The following is a 17,204-nucleotide window of genomic DNA, read 5'->3' as shown; positions in this document are numbered from 1 at the left end:
TTATGAGGTAATTGGTTTAACACCGATCTTATGTAACCCTTCAAAAGCTTTCAATAGGCTCTTTGCATCTCTTTTTCTAATGGAAACTATGATTTTACAGTCCATTTCCATTTGTTGGGATACAATGTTGCATTGTCTTTGCTTTAAAATACGCATTACTTTATCCATTTCGGAGTACTCAAAGGAAAGCTCAAAGGAATCTTCAATAAGTCGCTCTTCAATTTTTGAAGCCTCTAAAGCCATTTGTGCCCCGGTTCGGTAGGCGGAAATTAGACCTCCAACACCTAATTTTGTGCCTCCAAATATTCGGGCAACGGCTACTAATACATTCGTAACTTCAAAAGACTGGATTTGTCCGTAAATAGGCATTCCGGCGGAGTTGTTGGGCTCTCCATCATCGTTGGCACGGTAGCTAGGTTGTTCAATTCCCATTTGCCATGCGTAACATACATGGTTGGCGCCGGGGTGTTTCTTTTTTAACGCATCAATTATATCTTTAACTTCTTCCTCGTTTTCAACGGGAAACGCATATCCAAAAAACTTACTCTTTTTTTCTTTGAACAGAATTTCTTCGGAGGGTTTGGCTATAGTTTTATATGTATCGGTCATTTCATCCATTAGCCAAAAGCAACTAAAATTATACTGGTTATGGCCAAAGCAATGCCGCTCCAGTTTTTAGGACTTATCTTTTCCTTAAATAAAAGAATCCCTAAAAGTGTTGTGAACATGACTATGGCTACATTGTTTATGGTAAATACAGAGGCGCTGTTCAGGGTGTCGTTTTGCAATGCTTTTAAAAGAAAATAGATGGAAAAATAGTTCACCACACCAAGTGCAATTCCACCCAATAGTGTGTTTAGATTAAAATTTGAGCGCAAATCCTTAAGTTTAAAAATAGTAATTACGAGCCCCATAAACGCGGCTGACGCAAACACGGTTGCGGAAAATATTGGATAATCCTCTTCTTTAATATGTATTTCCTGTATGTATTTTAGGCTGGCGTCAATTATACCGGACCCTAAAAATACTAGGGCAGGAAGTATAAGGGATGATTTTTTGAATTTTATGGAAGAATCCTTCACAGAAGCGAAATAAACCGCTGCCAGGGCAAGCAAAATTCCTATTACCTTAAAGGTACCCAATTCTTCATTATACAATAACAGGCCAAAAATAACGGGAATTACAAATGACATTTTGGTGGCTACGGAGGTAACCGCAACACCCACCTTTTGTGAGGCCATGGCCATAAGGTTAAAGACTACAATGAAAAGTATACCTAGAATAAAAGTGCCTAAGAACCAAGGTTTTTCCGGTACTTCGGTTATTTGGGTTGTACCTTCATACCGTATAAGACCTACACTGCAGGCCACGAAATAATTGGCAACTATGGCAAAAAGCGTATTGACCTTAAAGCGGGTATATAGCTTAAAAATAATGAAGATGAGGCTAGATGCCAATATGCTTAACGCAAGGAACGCCATCTTATAATTTTGATTTCAATTGAATGATATCTTCCTTGCCCACCTGAATATTCCAACAGGTAATACCTAATTTTTCGGCGGCATCCGTATTTTCCTTGGTGTCATCTATAAAAAATGTTTCTTCGGACTTGAGTCCGTTTTCGTCCAAAACAAATTGATAGATTTCCGCATTGGGTTTTCTTAGGTTGATTTCATGTGAGAGGTAAAACTTCTCAAATGGTTTTTTAAACCGTGCATAGCGGTCCGCACCCATTTTTTGTTCTACATGGGTAATATGCAGCTCGTTGGTATTACTGAGTAGGAAAAGTCGGTAATCGCCTTCTGAAGCAAGCTTTTCAATAAACTCTAATCGTTTCTCAGGAAAATCCAACAGCATGGAATTCCATATATTTTCAATTTCTGCGGTATTTGCTTTGGGATATTGCTTTTGGAGTTGGGTTACGAACGCTTCGGAGGTCATGCCGCCAACTTCATAAATTCCGTTCAATTCCAATAGTTCCGATGATAAATCTATGGAGCCTCCAAATTTTTCCATTTCTCGGAAGATGACGCCTTTATCCAAATTGATGAATACATCACCAAAATCAAAAATAATGTTCTTAATCATTGCTGTATATTTTTAGGGTGTCCGTCTCAATGAATTTAGTGCTGTTAAGCCTTCCTTTAAATTTTGGGGCAGCTATTCCTGATTTAAAATGACTCATGCCCGTAAAGACCCTTGCTTCATCCCATAGGCCGGAATCAATAAAAGTTTGCAGGGTTTGGCTTCCTCCTTCTATGAGAACACTGCTTATATTTTCTTGGTAAAGAACATTGCATATTTGCTGTGCTACGTCCTTATCAAAATTAATTTGATGATAGGTTACACTTGCATTGGGTTGGGTGGTCTTGACTGCTTCGGTTAAAACTAAAGTGTGTACGCTTCCATCCAAAACATGGTAATCGCTACTTATTTTTAGTTTTCGGTCCAATATAACCCGAATAGGATTTTTACCGGTGTGCAGCCTAACATCCAATTTTGGGTTGTCCTCAATAACAGTGTTCGTGCCTACCAGAATACTTTGCTCCTCACTCCGCCATTGGTGTACCAGTTGTCTGGAATATGGATTTGTAATCCAAAAGGGCTCGGGGTCGGTGGCCCGTGCTTCTTTTTTCGGAGCGATAAAACCGTCTGCAGTCTCCGCCCATTTTAAAATAATGTAAGGGCGTTTCTTTTCTTGAAAAGTTAGAAATCGGCGGTGGTGCGTACGGCATTCGTTTTCCAAACACCCTGTTAACACTTCACTTCCGGCATCTTTGAGTTTCTGAATACCTTTGCCTGCTACTTTCGTGTGTGGGTCTTTTAATCCAATGACAATTTTGGGTATACCATGCTTGGCAATCAAATCTGCACAAGGCGGTGTTTTTCCATAATGGGAGCAGGGTTCCAAGGTTACATAAATGGTGGCTTCTTTAAGAAGTGATTGGTCTACTACGGAATTTATAGCGTTCACTTCGGCATGTGGCCCACCGTACGGACTGGTGAAACCCTCACCAATAATAATATCGTCATGAACAATTACAGCGCCTACCATGGGGTTTGGAGCTGTGGTTCCTAAACCGTTTTTTGCTATTTCCAAACAGCGAAGCATATAGGTTTCGTCTTTGGATATTGAGGTTTTTGATTTGGATTTGTTGGTGGACATAAACTTTGTTTGCGGTGTTTTAGATACTTAGCATGCGCACATTTCTACGTATCTTCACACTGTAAAAATAGAATTTTATTTATTGGAAATGGGTGTAGTGAACATTCGCGCTATTAGAAAAGAGGATAATGCCCAAGTAGCGGCATTGATTCGTAAGGTGTTAGTGGATTTAGGGGTGCCAAAGGTAGGCACGGCTTACGCCGATGTATCCCTTGACAGCATGTTTGAAAATTATGAAAAACCGCGTGCCGCATATTTTGTAGTGGAAGAAAACGGTACTATTTTAGGCTGCGCAGGAATAGCACAATTGGATAACTGCGAGGATAACATTTGCGAACTCCAAAAGATGTATTTTTTTGAAGAAGCCCGCGGACGTGGGATTGGCGCTGAAATGCTACAAAAATGTTTGAAGAAAGCAAAAGAATTCAATTTTGATAGCATCTATCTGGAGACCATGCCCTATATGAAAGCCGCTCAAAAGCTTTATGCAAAAATGGGATTTGAATATATAGATAAACCGTTAGGTGATACGGGACACTATTCCTGCCCGGTGTATATGCTCGCTAAATTGTAATGTATAGCCCCAATAACAATGGTTTTAAGAGAAATCAAGAATATTTATCACAAAGAATTGGATGCCCTGTATCCAAAGGAAGAAGTAGATAGTTTCTTCTATTTGCTTATAGACTATTATTTGCAATTGGAGCGTTTTGTACTGGCCTTACAGCCCAATTTAACATTGACAAAAGAAGAAGAGCAACCGCTTTTTGAGGCTCTGGCCGGTTTAAAATTACACCGTCCGGTTCAATATATTATGGGGAGTACAACTTTTATGGACCTTGATTTTAAAGTGAACGAAAATGTGCTTATCCCGAGACCGGAAACGGAGGATTTAGTCCGTTGGATCGTTGAGGAGGTAGAGAGTAGTACTTTAAAAGGTGAAGGTATACGGATTTTGGATATAGGGACTGGCAGTGGTTGTATTGCTATTTCGTTGGCAAAGCTGTTGCCACAGGCTAAAGTTTCCGCTTTGGATATTTCAGAAAAAGCATTGCAAACAGCAAAAAAGAATGCGGAAATTAACTCGGTCAAGGTTGAATTTATTCAAGCTGATATTTTGAATTTGGATGGGTTTGCTTCGGATTTTGATATCATTGTTTCCAATCCACCTTATGTGCGCGAACTAGAAAAGCGGGAGATGCACAAAAATGTTTTGGAACATGAGCCGGATATGGCACTTTTCGTTTCAGATGAAAATCCATTACTATTTTACGAGGCCATAACAAAACTGGCCAAAGAAAGTCTTTCGGAAAAGGGTAGGCTCTTTTTTGAAATCAACCAGTATTTGGCAAAAGAAACCGAAGCACTTTTACGAGAATATAATTTTTCAGAAATTGAGGTCCGAAAAGATATATTTGGTAATGACCGAATGACAAAGGGAGTTTTGGGGTAATTCGCCTTGAACAAAAACTTCAAACAGACATTAAATTAGAGTAACACTGAACAGGAAATGCAAATAAAAGAACAGATAGAATCCCTTCGTCAAGAATTGCGAGAGCACAACCATAATTATTATGTGCTTGATAATGCCACCATAACCGATTATGAGTTTGATGTAAAACTAAAGGAACTGCAAACGCTTGAAGCAAAGCATCCGGAATTTTATGATGCCAGCTCTCCCACTTTGCGTGTGGGTGGTGGTGTCACCAAAAATTTTGAAACGGTTGTTCACAATGAGCGCATGTATTCTTTGGATAATTCCTACTCCAAAGAAGATTTGGAGGATTGGGAAAAGCGCATGCAGCGTATCTTGGGTGATGCCCAAGTAGAATTTGTTTGTGAGCTAAAATACGATGGAGCGTCTATCAGCATTACTTATGAGGATGGAAAATTGGTGAGAGCGGTTACAAGGGGAGATGGTTTTCAGGGCGATGATGTAACCACTAATGTAAAAACCATTAAGTCCGTACCGTTGCAGCTAAAAGGTGATTATCCACCTAAATTTGATATCCGTGGAGAAATTGTATTGCCGTTTGAAGGTTTTGCGCAAATGAATGCAGAGCGTGTTGAAAATGGTGAAGAACCTTATATGAACCCTAGAAATACGGCTTCGGGAAGTTTAAAATTACAGGATAGTTCTGCAGTTGCGCAAAGGCCGTTAGATTGTCTGTTGTACGGTATTGTAGGAAAGGACACGGGAATAAGCTCCCAATGGCAAATGCTTGAAAAGGCCCGTGAATGGGGTTTTAAAGTCCCTGAAGTAGCAAAACTTTGCAAGACAACGGATGAAGTTATGGCATTTGTTAACGAATGGGATTCAGGAAGGCACAACCTTCCTTACGAAACCGATGGTGTCGTGGTAAAGATTAATAGTCTGCAGCATCAGGATGAACTAGGTTTCACTTCCAAATCACCTCGGTGGGCCATGGCCTATAAGTTTAAGGCGGAACAAGTTTCTACACATCTAAACGAAATCACCTATCAAGTAGGGCGTACGGGGTCCATAACACCTGTGGCCAATTTGGAACCTGTTCTTTTGGCAGGAACCACTGTAAAAAGAGCTTCGCTGCACAATGCCGACCAGATTGCAAAGTTCGATATTCGTGAAGGTGATACCGTATTCGTTGAAAAAGGAGGGGAAATCATACCAAAAATAGTGGGTGTTGATTTTACAAAACGTCCACAAGATTCAGAACCTACCCAATATATTACACATTGTCCCGAATGTCATGAGGAATTGGTCCGTACCGAAGGTGATGCCAAGCATTACTGTGTAAATTTTTATGGATGCCCACCTCAAATTACCGGGCGAATCCAGCATTTTATTTCCCGTAAGGCCATGGATATTGAAGGCTTGGGTAGTGAGACCGTAGAGTTGCTCTACAAAGAAGGGCTCATAAACAACTATGCCGATTTATATACACTCACAAAAGAGCAAGTACTGCCTTTGGAACGAATGGCTGAGAAGTCCGCCGAAAATTTGGTTCAAGGTGTTGCAGAGTCGGTAAAGATTCCTTTTGAGCGTGTGCTTTTTGCTTTAGGAATTCGTTTTGTTGGGGAAACTGTTGCCAAGAAATTGGCAAGGGCCTATAAGAATATTGATGCTTTGATGGCTGCTTCTGAAGAGAGCCTCATTGCCGTCGATGAAATTGGCGGACGAATTGCCAGTTCCGTAGTGGAGTTTTTCAACAATGATACCAACCGTGAAATTATAGCTCGCTTAAAGACTTATGGATTACAGTTTTCCCTTTCCGAGGAGCAATTGGAAAATCAAACGGACAAACTAAAAGGGCTTACCATTGTGGTTTCTGGAGTTTTTGAGACGGTAAGTCGCGATGAACTTAAGAAAATAATAGAAGCGAACGGAGGTAAGGTTGGCTCAAGTATATCTTCAAAAACAGCCTATTTGGTAGCTGGAGACAAAATGGGACCTAGCAAACGAACCAAAGCAGAATCTTTAAAGGTGCCTATCGTTACTGAGGGAGAGTTCTTGGAAATGGTAAAATAGTTGGTTCAGAAGAAGGGCAATTTTATAACAGCTCTGTTTTATTTGTTGATTTATAAAGACAATAGTGTGTAGTCAGTAATAGAATTGTACAGAACAAGTATGCTGCAAAGTACGTGTTTTCTCCTAGTCCAAGTTGTGGGTAATAGATAAAACAGAATACAATGTTAGCGAATGTAATTGTTGCAAATACAAGCATCATTTGCCAATTTTTCAATAAGCTATTATAATCGTTTTTGCTTTTTAAAAAGGTTAGGTCGTTTCCAAAAAGCTGCATGAACATGGGCCAAACAAATAACAGGGGCAAAGCAAATAGTCGCGATTCCCTTGCAAAAGCGGTTAGAAAGACAATCGGTGTATTGATAGCTACGGCGAGTAGAAAGGCAAAAACAAACTTGTTCTGCCAACTAGGTCTGTTTTTTCTTTTTAAATAGAAATAGGTAAAGTAAAGAAACAATCCTAAGGTAATAAAAATGGACACGGCGGATTCAACGCTGTTCTTGACACTTTCAATATTCTCTAGAAAACAGGAATATCTACTGGCCATCTCAATATGGGTTGCGTGTAGCAACTTTTGATGGTAAATAAAAAAGACCACATAGCACCCGTAGAAAACAGTAGGTAGCAGAATAAGGAGGCCGTATTTTTTTAAGTTCGAAAAAATATTTTTTCCAAAATGATTTTCGGTGTTTGGAAGAAACAATGCCAATGCTGGGAGTAATAAAATACTAGTTTCACGGGCCACTAGGGCCAAGCTGAATAAGATAATATACCAAAGCCACTTACGGCGCACAAAGGCAATTAGTGCGAGAAGAAGAAAACAATATTGTAAAGGTTCATCATAAGTAAATACGGGAGGGAAAAATGCAAATAACACTGAAAATGATGTAAAAAATACCATCATATTGGTCAAACCGTGGGTTTTGGAGGCCTTGAGAACCCGAGAAAGCTTGTACACTAAAACACCACTGTAACCCAATAACAAAAAATTAACCAAGATAAAAGCGTAGCCGGCTTTAAGCCCAAATATCTTTTGTGAGGATTCTATTAAAAATGTAGTTAACGGCCTTCGGGCAAAAGGGGCTATCTCCTTATGGTAATTGATTTGTGATTTTAGAAAAACATGGGAGATACGCGTATTGTTTTCGTTAAGCATACTGTCCACGCTGGGCAACATATGTATGCCCAATATGGTTAGGGCGCAGAGTAATGCCGTTATATAGGGCAATAGCCTCCAGGGCAGTAAGCTTCGGAATAGTTGAACCATTATGGCGTACAGTTAATTTCAATCGAAATTAGGTATTTTTGTATAGGAAAAAACAAATGACACTATAAATTGATGGCAGTACCTACAAGTTACCAAGATTTTACAGAAACATTAACCAATGCAACTCCGCCTACGGATTGGCCAGATGCATTGAAAGCTATGTGGTTTGCCGCGACCGATAATTGGGAGGCTTCACATGATATAGCGCAAGATATGTTCAATGAAACGGGAAGTTGGATTCACGCTTATCTTCATAGGGTAGAAGGAGATAAGTTTAATGCAGGGTATTGGTATAGGAAAGCGGGAAAACCTTTTCCGAATATATCATTGGAGCAAGAGCTTCAGGAAATTACAACCAATTTGTTGGAAAGGTAGGTTAGGTCAGCTCTTTCTTAAAACATACACTATTTTCCATTCCCGCATACTGGCCGTAATTGGGAATCACTTGATAATTGCCTTTTTTGTAAAGAGCGATAGCCTCCGGTTGACGTTTTCCTGTTTCTAGGATGCAACTTTCATATCCGGTTTCTGCAGCCCATTTTTCTAGTTCCGTTAAGATACGGGTAGCAATACCTTTTCCGCGGGTCTCAGGTGAAACGTACATGCGTTTCACTTCCACAGAAGTAGGGTTGAATTCTTTTATGGCTCCGCAGCCTACGGGAACTTCGTTTATATAAGCAATAACAACCTGATTTAAATTTTCTATTCCGTTATATTGATGATAAAACTCATGTTCGTCCCCATCCGTTTGGCTTAAATAGGCGTCTAACTTGGCCACTAAGCCCGGAAAATGTTCATTTTGGTATGTAGTCCGTTCAATTTTAATCATACTTATACATTTATGGATATACCTGTGGCATTGCTGTTTTTCGAACCATCAAAATAAAAATCAATTCTACCTAGATTTATACCGAAGCACCCCACTTGGTTCACTAAAACATTTCTTCCCAACAAATTCTCTACGATAGTAGGCTTGTCTAGAAACGTGTGGGTGTGGCCCCCAATAATCAAATCTGTATATTCCAATGCGGCGGCCAGAGTTACATCCTGAGGTTTTTGCTTGTTTTTATATTCATAGCCCAAATGGGATAGGCATACTATTAAATCGCAATTTTCCTCGTTCTTCAAAGCACGTTCCGTATCCTGTGCTATTTCAAAAGGCTCTAAATATTGGGTTTCTTTATACAGTTTTTTGGTAACTAGGCCATTCAATTCAATGCCTAGACCGTAAACCCCTATTTTAATGCCATCAACTGTATAGATTTTGTAAGGCTTCACTTGTCCGTTCATGACCGTGTTGCTAAAATCATAATTGGCATTGATCATCTCAAAATTGGCATTAGGCATTTGGGCCAAAAGGCCGTCAATACCATTGTCAAAATCATGGTTTCCAATAGTTGCCGCATCATAATTAAGCATGCTCATTAGCTTAAATTCCAGCTCACCACCATAGAAATTGAAATAGGGTGTGCCCTGGAAAATATCGCCTGCATCAAAAAGCAAGGTATTCGGGTTTTCCTTTCTAATAGCATCAACCAAGGTAGCTCTCCTGGCCAATCCTCCTAAATTGGGAAACTCAGAATGATCGGTGGGAAAGGGGTCTATATGGCTGTGAACATCATTGGTGTGTAAAATGGTAATATGCTTTTTTACATCGCCAAAACAAGAACTTAGAGAAAGTCCGCCCAGCCCCACAAGGGCACTGGAAGCCGTAGTATTTTTGATGAATTTCCTTCTGTTCATAAAAGCTTGTCTTTTTTACTTTTGTAGTTTAATGAACCTATTATCAACAATGGGCTTAAGGGTGTCTACTTTTTTAAAGTAGTCTATCATGGCATTTCTGATTAAATAATCGGTATTTGTAATTTTTAGGGCTTCCTTAAAGAACACCATACTATCTCCACCGTTTACTAAATAATTAGATGTAGCTACGTAGTATACTTTGTTTGGGTCCAAAGGTTTACCTTGTATGGAAATGGATTTTATTTCGTTTTCCGCATCCAAGGTCAGTTGCAACCCGGAAATGGGATGGGCGCGACCGGAATCTCTTAAATAGGCCGCTAATTTTAGGATAGAACTGCCTTTAAGTTCTGCAACAACAATAGAATTTTCAAAAGGCATTACTTCATAGGCCGTTCTTGAAGAAACGTTTCCTTTTGATATTAAGGAGCGAATACCTCCGTGATTCAATAAAACAAGGTCAATTGAATGTCCTGTTCTTGATTTGAATATAGGATTAGCCTCGGAAAATACAATGTCCGCCATAAGGTTTCCGGCAGTGGTGTTGAGAGCTCCGTCTGTTTTGGAAATAGGATAGGGGGCGTAGGCCAGAGTGCTGTCCAGTACATGGTTTATCCTTTCCCTGTAGGGCTTTACGAGGGTTTCAATGCTTTCTGTAGTTGCCAGTGAATTGTCAATAGGAACTTGTTTTGCATCTATTTTTTGAAGCGTAGGGTGTTGCTCGCTGCAAGAATGCAAAAATGTTAATGTTGTAAATATAACAAAGTGTTTTATTTTTAAAACCATATTTCGTTTTATCTTAGCGCCATATTATGTGTGGAGATTCTTTACATTTGTAGAAGCCATTCCATTTTTGCATACCAGAATGGTTCAAAATGTAAAAGTACATGTTTAAGGGAATAAAAGATAAGTTCAAATACAAATCGAGCGTTAAATTTCTGAAACAAGAACTGGCTAAAGATCCGCCGGTAGTTGAAAGAAGTAAAGGTATTACTTCAATTGGTTGCATTGTAGATCTGGACAGTTTTGATGATGCGAACCAGTTTTATGCGTTCGTAGAAGATTATAATTTGCGACCGAATGCGGTAAAGATTATTGGTTATAAAAGTTATTACGACAAAAATTCGCCGTATGCCACCCCAGTTTTTTCGGATAAGGACCTTGGGTGGAACGGAGCTATAGAAAATAGTTACGCACTTGAATTTTTAAGTAGGGAGTATGATTTGCTCGTAAACTATTATACCTCCGATAATTTATTGCTACAGTTGATGAGCGTAAAAACTAGGGCCCGGTTTCGTGTAGGTTTCAAAGATGTGGATCTTATGTATAATGATTTGATAATGGATTCACCATTGAAAGATTTTAAGACCTTTAAATCGGAGCTTAAAAAATACCTTGGTGTATTAAACGAAATTGAATAATGAAGCAATTAATTGGTACAGGTGTGGCGTTGATCACTCCGTTCAAAACAGATTTTTCAGTAGACGTAGATGCTTTGCATAACATCGTTAATTACTGTGTGGACGGTGGTGTGGATTATTTGGTGGTATTAGGTACCACTGGTGAATCCGTAACACTTACTAAGGCCGAAAAACAGTTGGTTATTGATACGGTTACTATTGCCAATGCAGGCAGATTACCTTTGGTAGTTGGTGTAGGTGGTAATAATACGGTTGCCGTTATTGAGGAATTACAGAATTTAGACCTCACCAATTTTGATGCTGTTCTGTCAGTATCTCCCTATTATAACAGGCCAACACAAGAAGGTATCTATCAACACTTTAAGGCAATTGCCCAAGTGTCACCAAAACCTATTATACTTTATAATGTGCCAGGAAGGACAGGTAGCAATATGCTTCCGGAAACCGTTGTACGTTTAGCTAATGATGTAGATAACATTGTAGCTATTAAAGAAGCCTCCGGAAACTTGATGCAAGTACAGGAGCTGATCAAAGGATGTCCCAAGGGATTCCATGTAATTTCAGGAGATGATGCTACGGCCTTGGCTACAGTGCTTGCTGGTGGCTCTGGGGTTATTTCTGTAATAGGCCAGGGATTACCTGTGGAGTTTTCCAATATGATCAGATCGGGATTGGACCGTAAGGTAGATGAAGCTTATAGACAGCATTACGGGCTCCAAGATGGTATGGGATTGATTTTCCAAGAGGGTAACCCTGCGGGAATAAAAGCTATTTTTGAGGTTTTAGGTCTTGCCAGTGCCAGTGTTAGACTTCCGCTCATGGAAGCCTCCGAAAACTTGAAAAAAAGTATTGCAGACTTTGTAAAACCTTTTAAGGTTTTTGCCTAAGTGGTGTTAAATCTTCCCCAAAAGCATTGGTGCAAGGGTTCTAGAATGCTATTTTAGCTACTTTATTTTTTGTTTTTTATATCCGTTCGGAATCCGTAATTTTGCAAAATGCTTTTTAAAATGAGGTTATTAGCCCCTGTCTTATTGCTCGCTCTTATGACACAGTCATGTAGCGAATATCAGAAGGTACTTAAAAATGAAGAAGTTAAGCCCAAGTATGACCTGGCTCAGAAATTCTATGAGGAAGGTGATATGAAAAGGGCCAATCGTCTTTTTGAACAAATAGCACCTAAATATATTGGTAAGCCCCAGGGCGAACGTGTCATGTTTTTCTTGGCAGATACCTATTTCCAGAGGAAAGATTATAATATGGCGGGCTATCAGTTTGAACGTTTTGTGAAATCTTACCCTAAAAGTGATAAAGTTGGGGAGGCTTCTTTTTTAGGAGCTAAAAGTTATTTTGAACTTTCGCCATCGTATTCTTTGGATCAAACGGATACGGATAAGGCCTTGGCAAAATTGCAACTTTTCATCAACTCATATCCAGATTCTGAATATTTTGCCGAAGCGAACGCAATGGCAAAGGAGTTGACAACTAAAAAAGAACTAAAGGCGTATGAAATTGCCAAGCAGTTTAATAAATTGGGTCAGTTTGATTATACGTTCCTTACACCTGCAGTAGCAGCATTTGATAATTTTGTTTCGGATTTCCCGGGATCTATTTATCGTGAAGATGCCATGTTCTATAGGTTTGAATCTGCTTCAAGGTTTGCCTTGAATAGTTTTGAAAGATTGCAGGAAGAACGTTTAAAAGAAGCTATTGCCGACTATAACGCATTAAAAAAGCAGTTCCCTAAAACAAAATATGCCGATAAGGCAGATAAGATACTTGAAAAAGTACAGTTACAATTACAGGGTTTTACCCAAGAGAAAGAAGCAAAATAAATTAGTTTGACTATGAATATGAACGATCTTAAGAATTCGAACGCTCCAGTGTCCACAGTAACGATCAACAAAAATGAGTTTGACCGTCCAACGGATAACATCTATGAAGCAATTTCAATTGCGGCTAAAAGAGCGGTACAGATCAATTCTGAAATTAAGAAAGAACTTTTAGAAAAGTTAGAGGAATTTGCTACGTATAGCGATAGCTTAGAGGAAGTTTTTGAGAATAAAGAGCAGATTGAAGTATCTAAGTTCTACGAAAAGTTACCTAAACCACATGCTCTAGCAGTAGAGGAGTGGTTAAATGACAAAATTTATCACAGAAATACGGAGAAAGACCAGTAGTATATGCTAGGCGGTAAGAACATCCTTTTAGGCATTACCGGAGGGATTGCCGCTTATAAAACTACTTTTCTCGTACGTTTACTGATTAAAGCTGGCGCCAATGTCAAAATTATTTTGACGGAGAGCGCTAGTTCTTTTGTTTCCCCACTTACCTTAGCAACCCTTTCCAAGAACCCAGTGCTTTCTTCTTTTGTGAAAAAAGAAGAGGATGCAACAGAATGGAACAATCATGTGGAATTGGGGCTCTGGGCAGATTTAATGCTGGTTGCTCCAGCAACGGCAAACACCCTTTCTAAAATGGCTTCGGGTACCTGCGATAATTTATTGCTCGCTACGTATTTGTCTGCTAAATGTCCTGTTTTCTTTGCGCCTGCAATGGATTTGGATATGTACAAGCATCCATCCTCTAAGAATTCTTTTGAGAAATTGCAGTCTTTTGGGAACGTTATGATTCCAGCAACTTCTGGGGAACTGGCAAGTGGTCTCCATGGAGAAGGGCGCATGGCGGAGCCGGAAGATATTGTAGGGTTTGTTAAGGGCTATTTAAAAAAGGGACTTCCGCTTAGCGGAAAGAAAGTGCTCATTACAGCTGGGCCTACATATGAGGCTATTGATCCTGTACGTTTTATTGGTAATCACGCTTCCGGGCAAATGGGGTATGAGCTGGCTTCGGTTGCGGCTAATCTAGGAGCTGAAGTAATCTTGGTGTCTGGACCTTCTAAGTTTTCGGTCACACATGAATCAATAGACCTAAAAAAAGTAACATCGGCAGAAGAAATGTACAATGAGGTGCATTTACATTATAAGGAGGTAGATATTGCTATTTGTGCCGCTGCGGTAGCAGATTACAGACCAAAAAGTGTAGCAGACCAGAAGATAAAGAAGAAGGTAACCGAGTTTTCTATTGAATTGGTAAAAACCAAAGATATCTTGCTTTCACTGGGCGATCAAAAGCGGAAACAGTTTTTAGTGGGGTTTGCTCTAGAGACGGAAAATGAGTTGGAGAACGCTAAAATTAAGCTTAAAAAGAAGAATTTAGATGCAATTGTTCTTAATTCACTGAACGACAAAGGGGCTGGTTTTGGAAAACCTACGAACAAAATTACTTTTATAGATAAGAATTCATCAATTAAGCCGTTTGAACTAAAGACAAAGGCGGAGGTGGCCAAAGACATTTTTGACGAAATCTTGAAAAGATACCATGCGTAACTTCATTTTTTTACTTTTAGGTTCATTCTTTATGGTGTCCGTATCGGCACAGGAAATGAACTGTGTTGTTACTATAAACGCCGATCAGGTATCGCAGACCAATCAGCAGATATTTAGCACGTTAGAACGGTCTCTGAACGATTTTGTCAATAAGAATAAATGGACGAATCGTACCTTCAAGGAAAATGAGCGTATTAATACGCAAATGTTCATTACCATTACCAAGTATGAATCCAATCGTTTTGAAGGGAACATCCAGATACAATCTTCACGGCCTGTTTTTAATACATCTTATGAAACGCCTGTTTTTAATTACAAGGACAATCAGTTGAATTTTGAGTATATAGAGTTTCAACCTTTGGTGTTCAATGAAAACGTATTCGAATCTAATTTAATTAGTGTGGTGTCTTACTACGTGTATATTATTTTAGGGTTGGATGCAGATACTTTTTCTTTGGAAGGCGGCACGGAATATTTTAGAAAGGCACAACAAATTACAACACAGGCACAAAGTAGTAATTATGCTGGCTGGGATCAGAATAGTGATCGCAGTAGGTTTGAGCTCGTGGATAATCTTTTGTCCAATACGTATCGCGAATATCGCATTGCCATGTATAACTACCATCGTAAGGGATTGGATATTTTAGGCGATAACAACAGCACGGGAAAACAGGTTATTGCCGGTACTATGAAATTGTTTGAAACTATGATCAAGCGTAGGCCCAATGCTTTTTTGGTTCAGACTTTTTTTGATGCCAAATCTGATGAGATTCAGAATATTTTCTCTGATGGTCCAAAAGTGGATATCGTTCAGTTAAAAGAAACACTTAATAGTATAGCGCCATTATATTCCAGCACTTGGAACGATATTAAGTACTAGTTGTTTCCGTACGGAATTATCAATTATCTTTACGGCATAAATCGAATAGAAAACTGTGCTAGTACACCTTTCCATAAAAAATTACGCATTAATAGATAATCTCAATGTAGACTTTACCAATGGGTTTACCTGTATTACGGGCGAAACCGGTGCCGGTAAATCTATTTTATTGGGTGGTTTATCCCTTGTTCTGGGCAAACGGGCCGATTTATCCTCGCTACGGAACAAGGATAATAAATGTGTTATAGAAGCTGAATTTCAAATTGAAAAATACAATTTGAAACCGTTCTTTAAGGATAATGACCTAGAATATGAAGAGCGGACTATTATCCGAAGAGAGATACAGCCCAGTGGAAAATCCCGTGCTTTTATCAACGATTCTCCCGTTACATTGGATATTCTCTCGCGATTGGGTAGCGGTCTTATAGATGTGCATTCTCAGCACCAGACATTACAGTTAACGGATAATGATTTTCAACTTAAAGTTATAGATGCACTTGCGGATAACAAGGCTCAATTAACAGATTACGCTTCAAAACTTCGCCTATATAGAACTACTTCAAAAGAGTTGTCAGAACTTGTTGATTTTCAAAAAGAAGCGAACAAGGAGCATGATTATAATAGTTTTCTGTTAGAGGAACTTCAGGCTGCACCTTTAAAATTGGGGGTGCAAGAAGAGTTGGAGGAGCAGTATGAGCAGCTGAACAATGTAGAGAATATATTGGAGCTTATATCGTCCGGACACCAGCTTTTAAATGATGAGCAGGTGGGTATTGTGAGCTTGCTTACGGAGTTGAAGCAAGTGGCCAATAAATTATCCGGATTTGGCAGTCAGTACGCAGATCTGAACCAGCGTATACAATCGGTTTTTATAGAAGTTGATGATATAGCTTCCGAGCTTCAGAATTACCAAGAAGGCACAGAGGCCAATCCGCAATTATTGGAAGAGACCAATACCAAGTTACAGCAGCTATATGATTTACAAAAAAAGCATGGTGTTCAAGAAGTTTCCGAACTGCTACAGATCAGGGAAGACCTCTCCGAAAAAGTAAGCGTTACGGAAAACCTTGAGGCGGATATAGAGAGAAAAGAAAAAGAGCTTGCGGATCAGAAAGTAGCGCTGCAAAAAGCTGCCGATGTCTTGACGGCTAGACGTAAAAAAGTAGTGCCGGAGCTTAAAAAGCAATTAGAAAGTTCTTTAAAAGCATTGGGTATGCCTAGTGCTACGTTTAAAATAGAACTTTTTAAAGCAAATGATTTTAAAGCGAATGGTGCGGACGGCCTTACATTTTTGTTCTCGGCCAATAAAGGTGGCGATTACGGGGAGCTGAAAAAAGTAGCCTCCGGAGGGGAGCTGTCAAGGATTATGCTCACTATAAAGTCTATTTTGGCCAAGTATGAAAACTTGCCAACCATTATGTTCGATGAAATAGATACTGGTGTTTCCGGTGAAATATCCGGGAAAATGGGAGATATTATGCAGGCTATGAGCAAAAGTATGCAGGTGTTCTCTATTACCCATTTACCTCAAGTAGCTTCAAAAGGCGATCATCATTTTAAGGTGTACAAACAGGAGGAAGGTGCTGTAACCAAAACCAATATGAAGCAATTGAACAATGAGGAAAGGGTACTGGAATTGGCAGAAATGTTAGGGGGTAAAGAACTTTCTGATTCTGCAATGGCCCATGCAAGACAACTTTTGAACTAGAATATAGGTTTAGTACCTAACTACAGGGGTTATATTATTAGTTTAAGGTCTATTTTAAGACTATAAATGTTTTTTTCTTCGCATGGCAACTATTTGTTGCCAACTTTTTAAATATCTTTGAAGCTTTAAGA

The 17,204-nt window shown here is 39.3% G+C and carries 19 protein-coding genes; 11 read left to right on the top strand and 8 right to left on the bottom strand.

Translation table 11 applies throughout. The features are described from left to right. Genes Q4597_RS08795 through ribD form a run of 4 tightly spaced genes read right to left on the bottom strand, consistent with a single transcriptional unit; the run spans nucleotide 1 to nucleotide 3,166 of the window. On the bottom strand, nucleotides 1-609 hold the full coding sequence (locus Q4597_RS08795) for a YigZ family protein (protein WP_289062831.1): 609 nt from the start codon (nucleotides 607-609) through the stop codon (nucleotides 1-3). An 8-nt stretch (nucleotides 610-617) separates the two neighbouring features. Further along, a complete protein-coding gene (locus Q4597_RS08790; RefSeq protein WP_289040210.1) occupies nucleotides 618-1,481 on the bottom strand; it encodes a DMT family transporter in 864 nt (287 codons plus the stop codon). Nucleotide 1,482: 1 nt separating this feature from the next. Then, nucleotides 1,483-2,088, bottom strand: a complete 606-nt coding sequence (locus Q4597_RS08785) for an HAD family phosphatase (RefSeq protein WP_303405889.1) — start codon at nucleotides 2,086-2,088, stop codon at nucleotides 1,483-1,485. Further along, nucleotides 2,081-3,166: a bifunctional diaminohydroxyphosphoribosylaminopyrimidine deaminase/5-amino-6-(5-phosphoribosylamino)uracil reductase RibD gene (gene ribD / locus Q4597_RS08780; protein WP_303405888.1), complete on the bottom strand. Its 1,086-nt coding sequence runs from the start codon at nucleotides 3,164-3,166 to the stop codon at nucleotides 2,081-2,083. The genes Q4597_RS08785 and ribD overlap by 8 nt, the downstream gene beginning before the upstream one ends. Nucleotides 3,167-3,254: 88 nt before the next feature. Between ribD and Q4597_RS08775 the strand changes: the two genes are divergently transcribed. From Q4597_RS08775 to ligA, 3 genes are read left to right on the top strand one after another with little or no spacing between them, the layout of a single operon-like run. Beyond that, the gene (locus tag Q4597_RS08775) at nucleotides 3,255-3,740 is read left to right on the top strand and encodes a GNAT family N-acetyltransferase (RefSeq protein WP_215914585.1); all 486 of its coding nucleotides are present in this window, start codon (nucleotides 3,255-3,257) and stop codon (nucleotides 3,738-3,740) included. 18 nt (nucleotides 3,741-3,758) lie between these two features. After that, nucleotides 3,759-4,619, top strand: coding sequence for a peptide chain release factor N(5)-glutamine methyltransferase (prmC, locus tag Q4597_RS08770; RefSeq protein ID WP_303405886.1), 861 nt, complete (start codon nucleotides 3,759-3,761; stop codon nucleotides 4,617-4,619). A 57-nt stretch (nucleotides 4,620-4,676) separates the two neighbouring features. Next, nucleotides 4,677-6,674 (top strand): NAD-dependent DNA ligase LigA, encoded by a 1,998-nt coding sequence (ligA, locus tag Q4597_RS08765; RefSeq protein WP_303405884.1) that lies wholly within the window; start codon nucleotides 4,677-4,679, stop codon nucleotides 6,672-6,674. Nucleotides 6,675-6,696: 22 nt separating this feature from the next. Here the strand turns inward: ligA and Q4597_RS08760 are convergent, their stop codons facing one another. Further along, nucleotides 6,697-7,938, bottom strand: coding sequence for a hypothetical protein (locus Q4597_RS08760; RefSeq protein WP_303405883.1), 1,242 nt, complete (start codon nucleotides 7,936-7,938; stop codon nucleotides 6,697-6,699). Nucleotides 7,939-8,010: 72 nt separating this feature from the next. Here Q4597_RS08760 and Q4597_RS08755 point away from each other — a divergent pair, with 72 nt between their 5' ends. Beyond that, entirely contained in the window at nucleotides 8,011-8,313 is a 303-nt protein-coding gene (locus Q4597_RS08755; RefSeq protein ID WP_289062838.1) for a hypothetical protein, read from the top strand. A gap of 1 nt (nucleotide 8,314) precedes the next feature. Here Q4597_RS08755 and Q4597_RS08750 read toward each other — a convergent pair whose 3' ends face one another. From Q4597_RS08750 to Q4597_RS08740, 3 genes are read right to left on the bottom strand one after another with little or no spacing between them, the layout of a single operon-like run. Next, a complete protein-coding gene (locus Q4597_RS08750) occupies nucleotides 8,315-8,767 on the bottom strand; it encodes a GNAT family N-acetyltransferase (RefSeq protein ID WP_303405881.1) in 453 nt (150 codons plus the stop codon). A gap of 2 nt (nucleotides 8,768-8,769) precedes the next feature. Further along, on the bottom strand, nucleotides 8,770-9,681 hold the full coding sequence (locus tag Q4597_RS08745) for a bifunctional UDP-sugar hydrolase/5'-nucleotidase (protein WP_303405879.1): 912 nt from the start codon (nucleotides 9,679-9,681) through the stop codon (nucleotides 8,770-8,772). A gap of 15 nt (nucleotides 9,682-9,696) precedes the next feature. Next, entirely contained in the window at nucleotides 9,697-10,416 is a 720-nt protein-coding gene (locus Q4597_RS08740) for a 5'-nucleotidase C-terminal domain-containing protein (RefSeq protein WP_289040194.1), read from the bottom strand. A 149-nt stretch (nucleotides 10,417-10,565) separates the two neighbouring features. On the opposite strand from Q4597_RS08740, the gene Q4597_RS08735 reads away from it, so the two are divergent. The 7 genes from Q4597_RS08735 to recN all read left to right on the top strand — a co-directional run bounded on the left by Q4597_RS08735 (nucleotide 10,566) and on the right by recN (nucleotide 17,073). Further along, the gene (locus tag Q4597_RS08735; RefSeq protein WP_303405877.1) at nucleotides 10,566-11,099 is read left to right on the top strand and encodes a DUF6913 domain-containing protein; all 534 of its coding nucleotides are present in this window, start codon (nucleotides 10,566-10,568) and stop codon (nucleotides 11,097-11,099) included. Next, nucleotides 11,099-11,986: a 4-hydroxy-tetrahydrodipicolinate synthase gene (gene dapA / locus Q4597_RS08730; protein WP_303405875.1), complete on the top strand. Its 888-nt coding sequence runs from the start codon at nucleotides 11,099-11,101 to the stop codon at nucleotides 11,984-11,986. Before Q4597_RS08735 ends, dapA begins: the two co-directional genes overlap by 1 nt. A 120-nt stretch (nucleotides 11,987-12,106) precedes the next feature. Then, nucleotides 12,107-12,931: an outer membrane protein assembly factor BamD gene (locus Q4597_RS08725; protein WP_246560469.1), complete on the top strand. Its 825-nt coding sequence runs from the start codon at nucleotides 12,107-12,109 to the stop codon at nucleotides 12,929-12,931. 12 nt (nucleotides 12,932-12,943) lie between these two features. Continuing rightward, complete coding sequence (locus tag Q4597_RS08720) at nucleotides 12,944-13,276, top strand: DNA-directed RNA polymerase subunit omega (RefSeq protein ID WP_197057960.1); 333 nt, start codon at nucleotides 12,944-12,946, stop codon at nucleotides 13,274-13,276. A gap of 3 nt (nucleotides 13,277-13,279) precedes the next feature. Beyond that, nucleotides 13,280-14,485, top strand: a complete 1,206-nt coding sequence (gene coaBC / locus Q4597_RS08715) for a bifunctional phosphopantothenoylcysteine decarboxylase/phosphopantothenate--cysteine ligase CoaBC (protein ID WP_303405871.1) — start codon at nucleotides 13,280-13,282, stop codon at nucleotides 14,483-14,485. Then, a complete protein-coding gene (locus Q4597_RS08710; protein ID WP_215439055.1) occupies nucleotides 14,478-15,365 on the top strand; it encodes a DUF4835 family protein in 888 nt (295 codons plus the stop codon). The genes coaBC and Q4597_RS08710 overlap by 8 nt, the downstream gene beginning before the upstream one ends. A gap of 55 nt (nucleotides 15,366-15,420) precedes the next feature. After that, the gene (gene recN, locus Q4597_RS08705) at nucleotides 15,421-17,073 is read left to right on the top strand and encodes a DNA repair protein RecN (RefSeq protein ID WP_303405869.1); all 1,653 of its coding nucleotides are present in this window, start codon (nucleotides 15,421-15,423) and stop codon (nucleotides 17,071-17,073) included. The last annotated feature ends 131 nt before the right edge of the window (nucleotides 17,074-17,204 follow it).

Origin of the sequence: Zobellia sp. 1_MG-2023, assembly GCF_030549125.1 — a bacterium.
GTDB classification, from domain to species: domain Bacteria; phylum Bacteroidota; class Bacteroidia; order Flavobacteriales; family Flavobacteriaceae; genus Zobellia; species Zobellia russellii.
This window is presented reverse-complemented; position numbering and strand designations above follow the sequence as displayed.

Coding starts and splice junctions, on each gene's coding strand:
- Q4597_RS08795 (WP_289062831.1), bottom strand. CDS start 609: ATGACCGATACATATAAAACTATAGCCAAACCCTCCGAAGAAATTCTG.
- Q4597_RS08790 (WP_289040210.1), bottom strand. CDS start 1,481: ATGGCGTTCCTTGCGTTAAGCATATTGGCATCTAGCCTCATCTTCATT.
- Q4597_RS08785 (WP_303405889.1), bottom strand. CDS start 2,088: ATGATTAAGAACATTATTTTTGATTTTGGTGATGTATTCATCAATTTG.
- ribD (WP_303405888.1), bottom strand. CDS start 3,166: ATGTCCACCAACAAATCCAAATCAAAAACCTCAATATCCAAAGACGAA.
- Q4597_RS08775 (WP_215914585.1), top strand. CDS start 3,255: ATGGGTGTAGTGAACATTCGCGCTATTAGAAAAGAGGATAATGCCCAA.
- prmC (WP_303405886.1), top strand. CDS start 3,759: ATGGTTTTAAGAGAAATCAAGAATATTTATCACAAAGAATTGGATGCC.
- ligA (WP_303405884.1), top strand. CDS start 4,677: ATGCAAATAAAAGAACAGATAGAATCCCTTCGTCAAGAATTGCGAGAG.
- Q4597_RS08760 (WP_303405883.1), bottom strand. CDS start 7,938: ATGGTTCAACTATTCCGAAGCTTACTGCCCTGGAGGCTATTGCCCTAT.
- Q4597_RS08755 (WP_289062838.1), top strand. CDS start 8,011: ATGGCAGTACCTACAAGTTACCAAGATTTTACAGAAACATTAACCAAT.
- Q4597_RS08750 (WP_303405881.1), bottom strand. CDS start 8,767: ATGATTAAAATTGAACGGACTACATACCAAAATGAACATTTTCCGGGC.
- Q4597_RS08745 (WP_303405879.1), bottom strand. CDS start 9,681: ATGAACAGAAGGAAATTCATCAAAAATACTACGGCTTCCAGTGCCCTT.
- Q4597_RS08735 (WP_303405877.1), top strand. CDS start 10,566: ATGTTTAAGGGAATAAAAGATAAGTTCAAATACAAATCGAGCGTTAAA.
- dapA (WP_303405875.1), top strand. CDS start 11,099: ATGAAGCAATTAATTGGTACAGGTGTGGCGTTGATCACTCCGTTCAAA.
- Q4597_RS08725 (WP_246560469.1), top strand. CDS start 12,107: ATGAGGTTATTAGCCCCTGTCTTATTGCTCGCTCTTATGACACAGTCA.
- Q4597_RS08720 (WP_197057960.1), top strand. CDS start 12,944: ATGAATATGAACGATCTTAAGAATTCGAACGCTCCAGTGTCCACAGTA.
- coaBC (WP_303405871.1), top strand. CDS start 13,280: ATGCTAGGCGGTAAGAACATCCTTTTAGGCATTACCGGAGGGATTGCC.
- Q4597_RS08710 (WP_215439055.1), top strand. CDS start 14,478: ATGCGTAACTTCATTTTTTTACTTTTAGGTTCATTCTTTATGGTGTCC.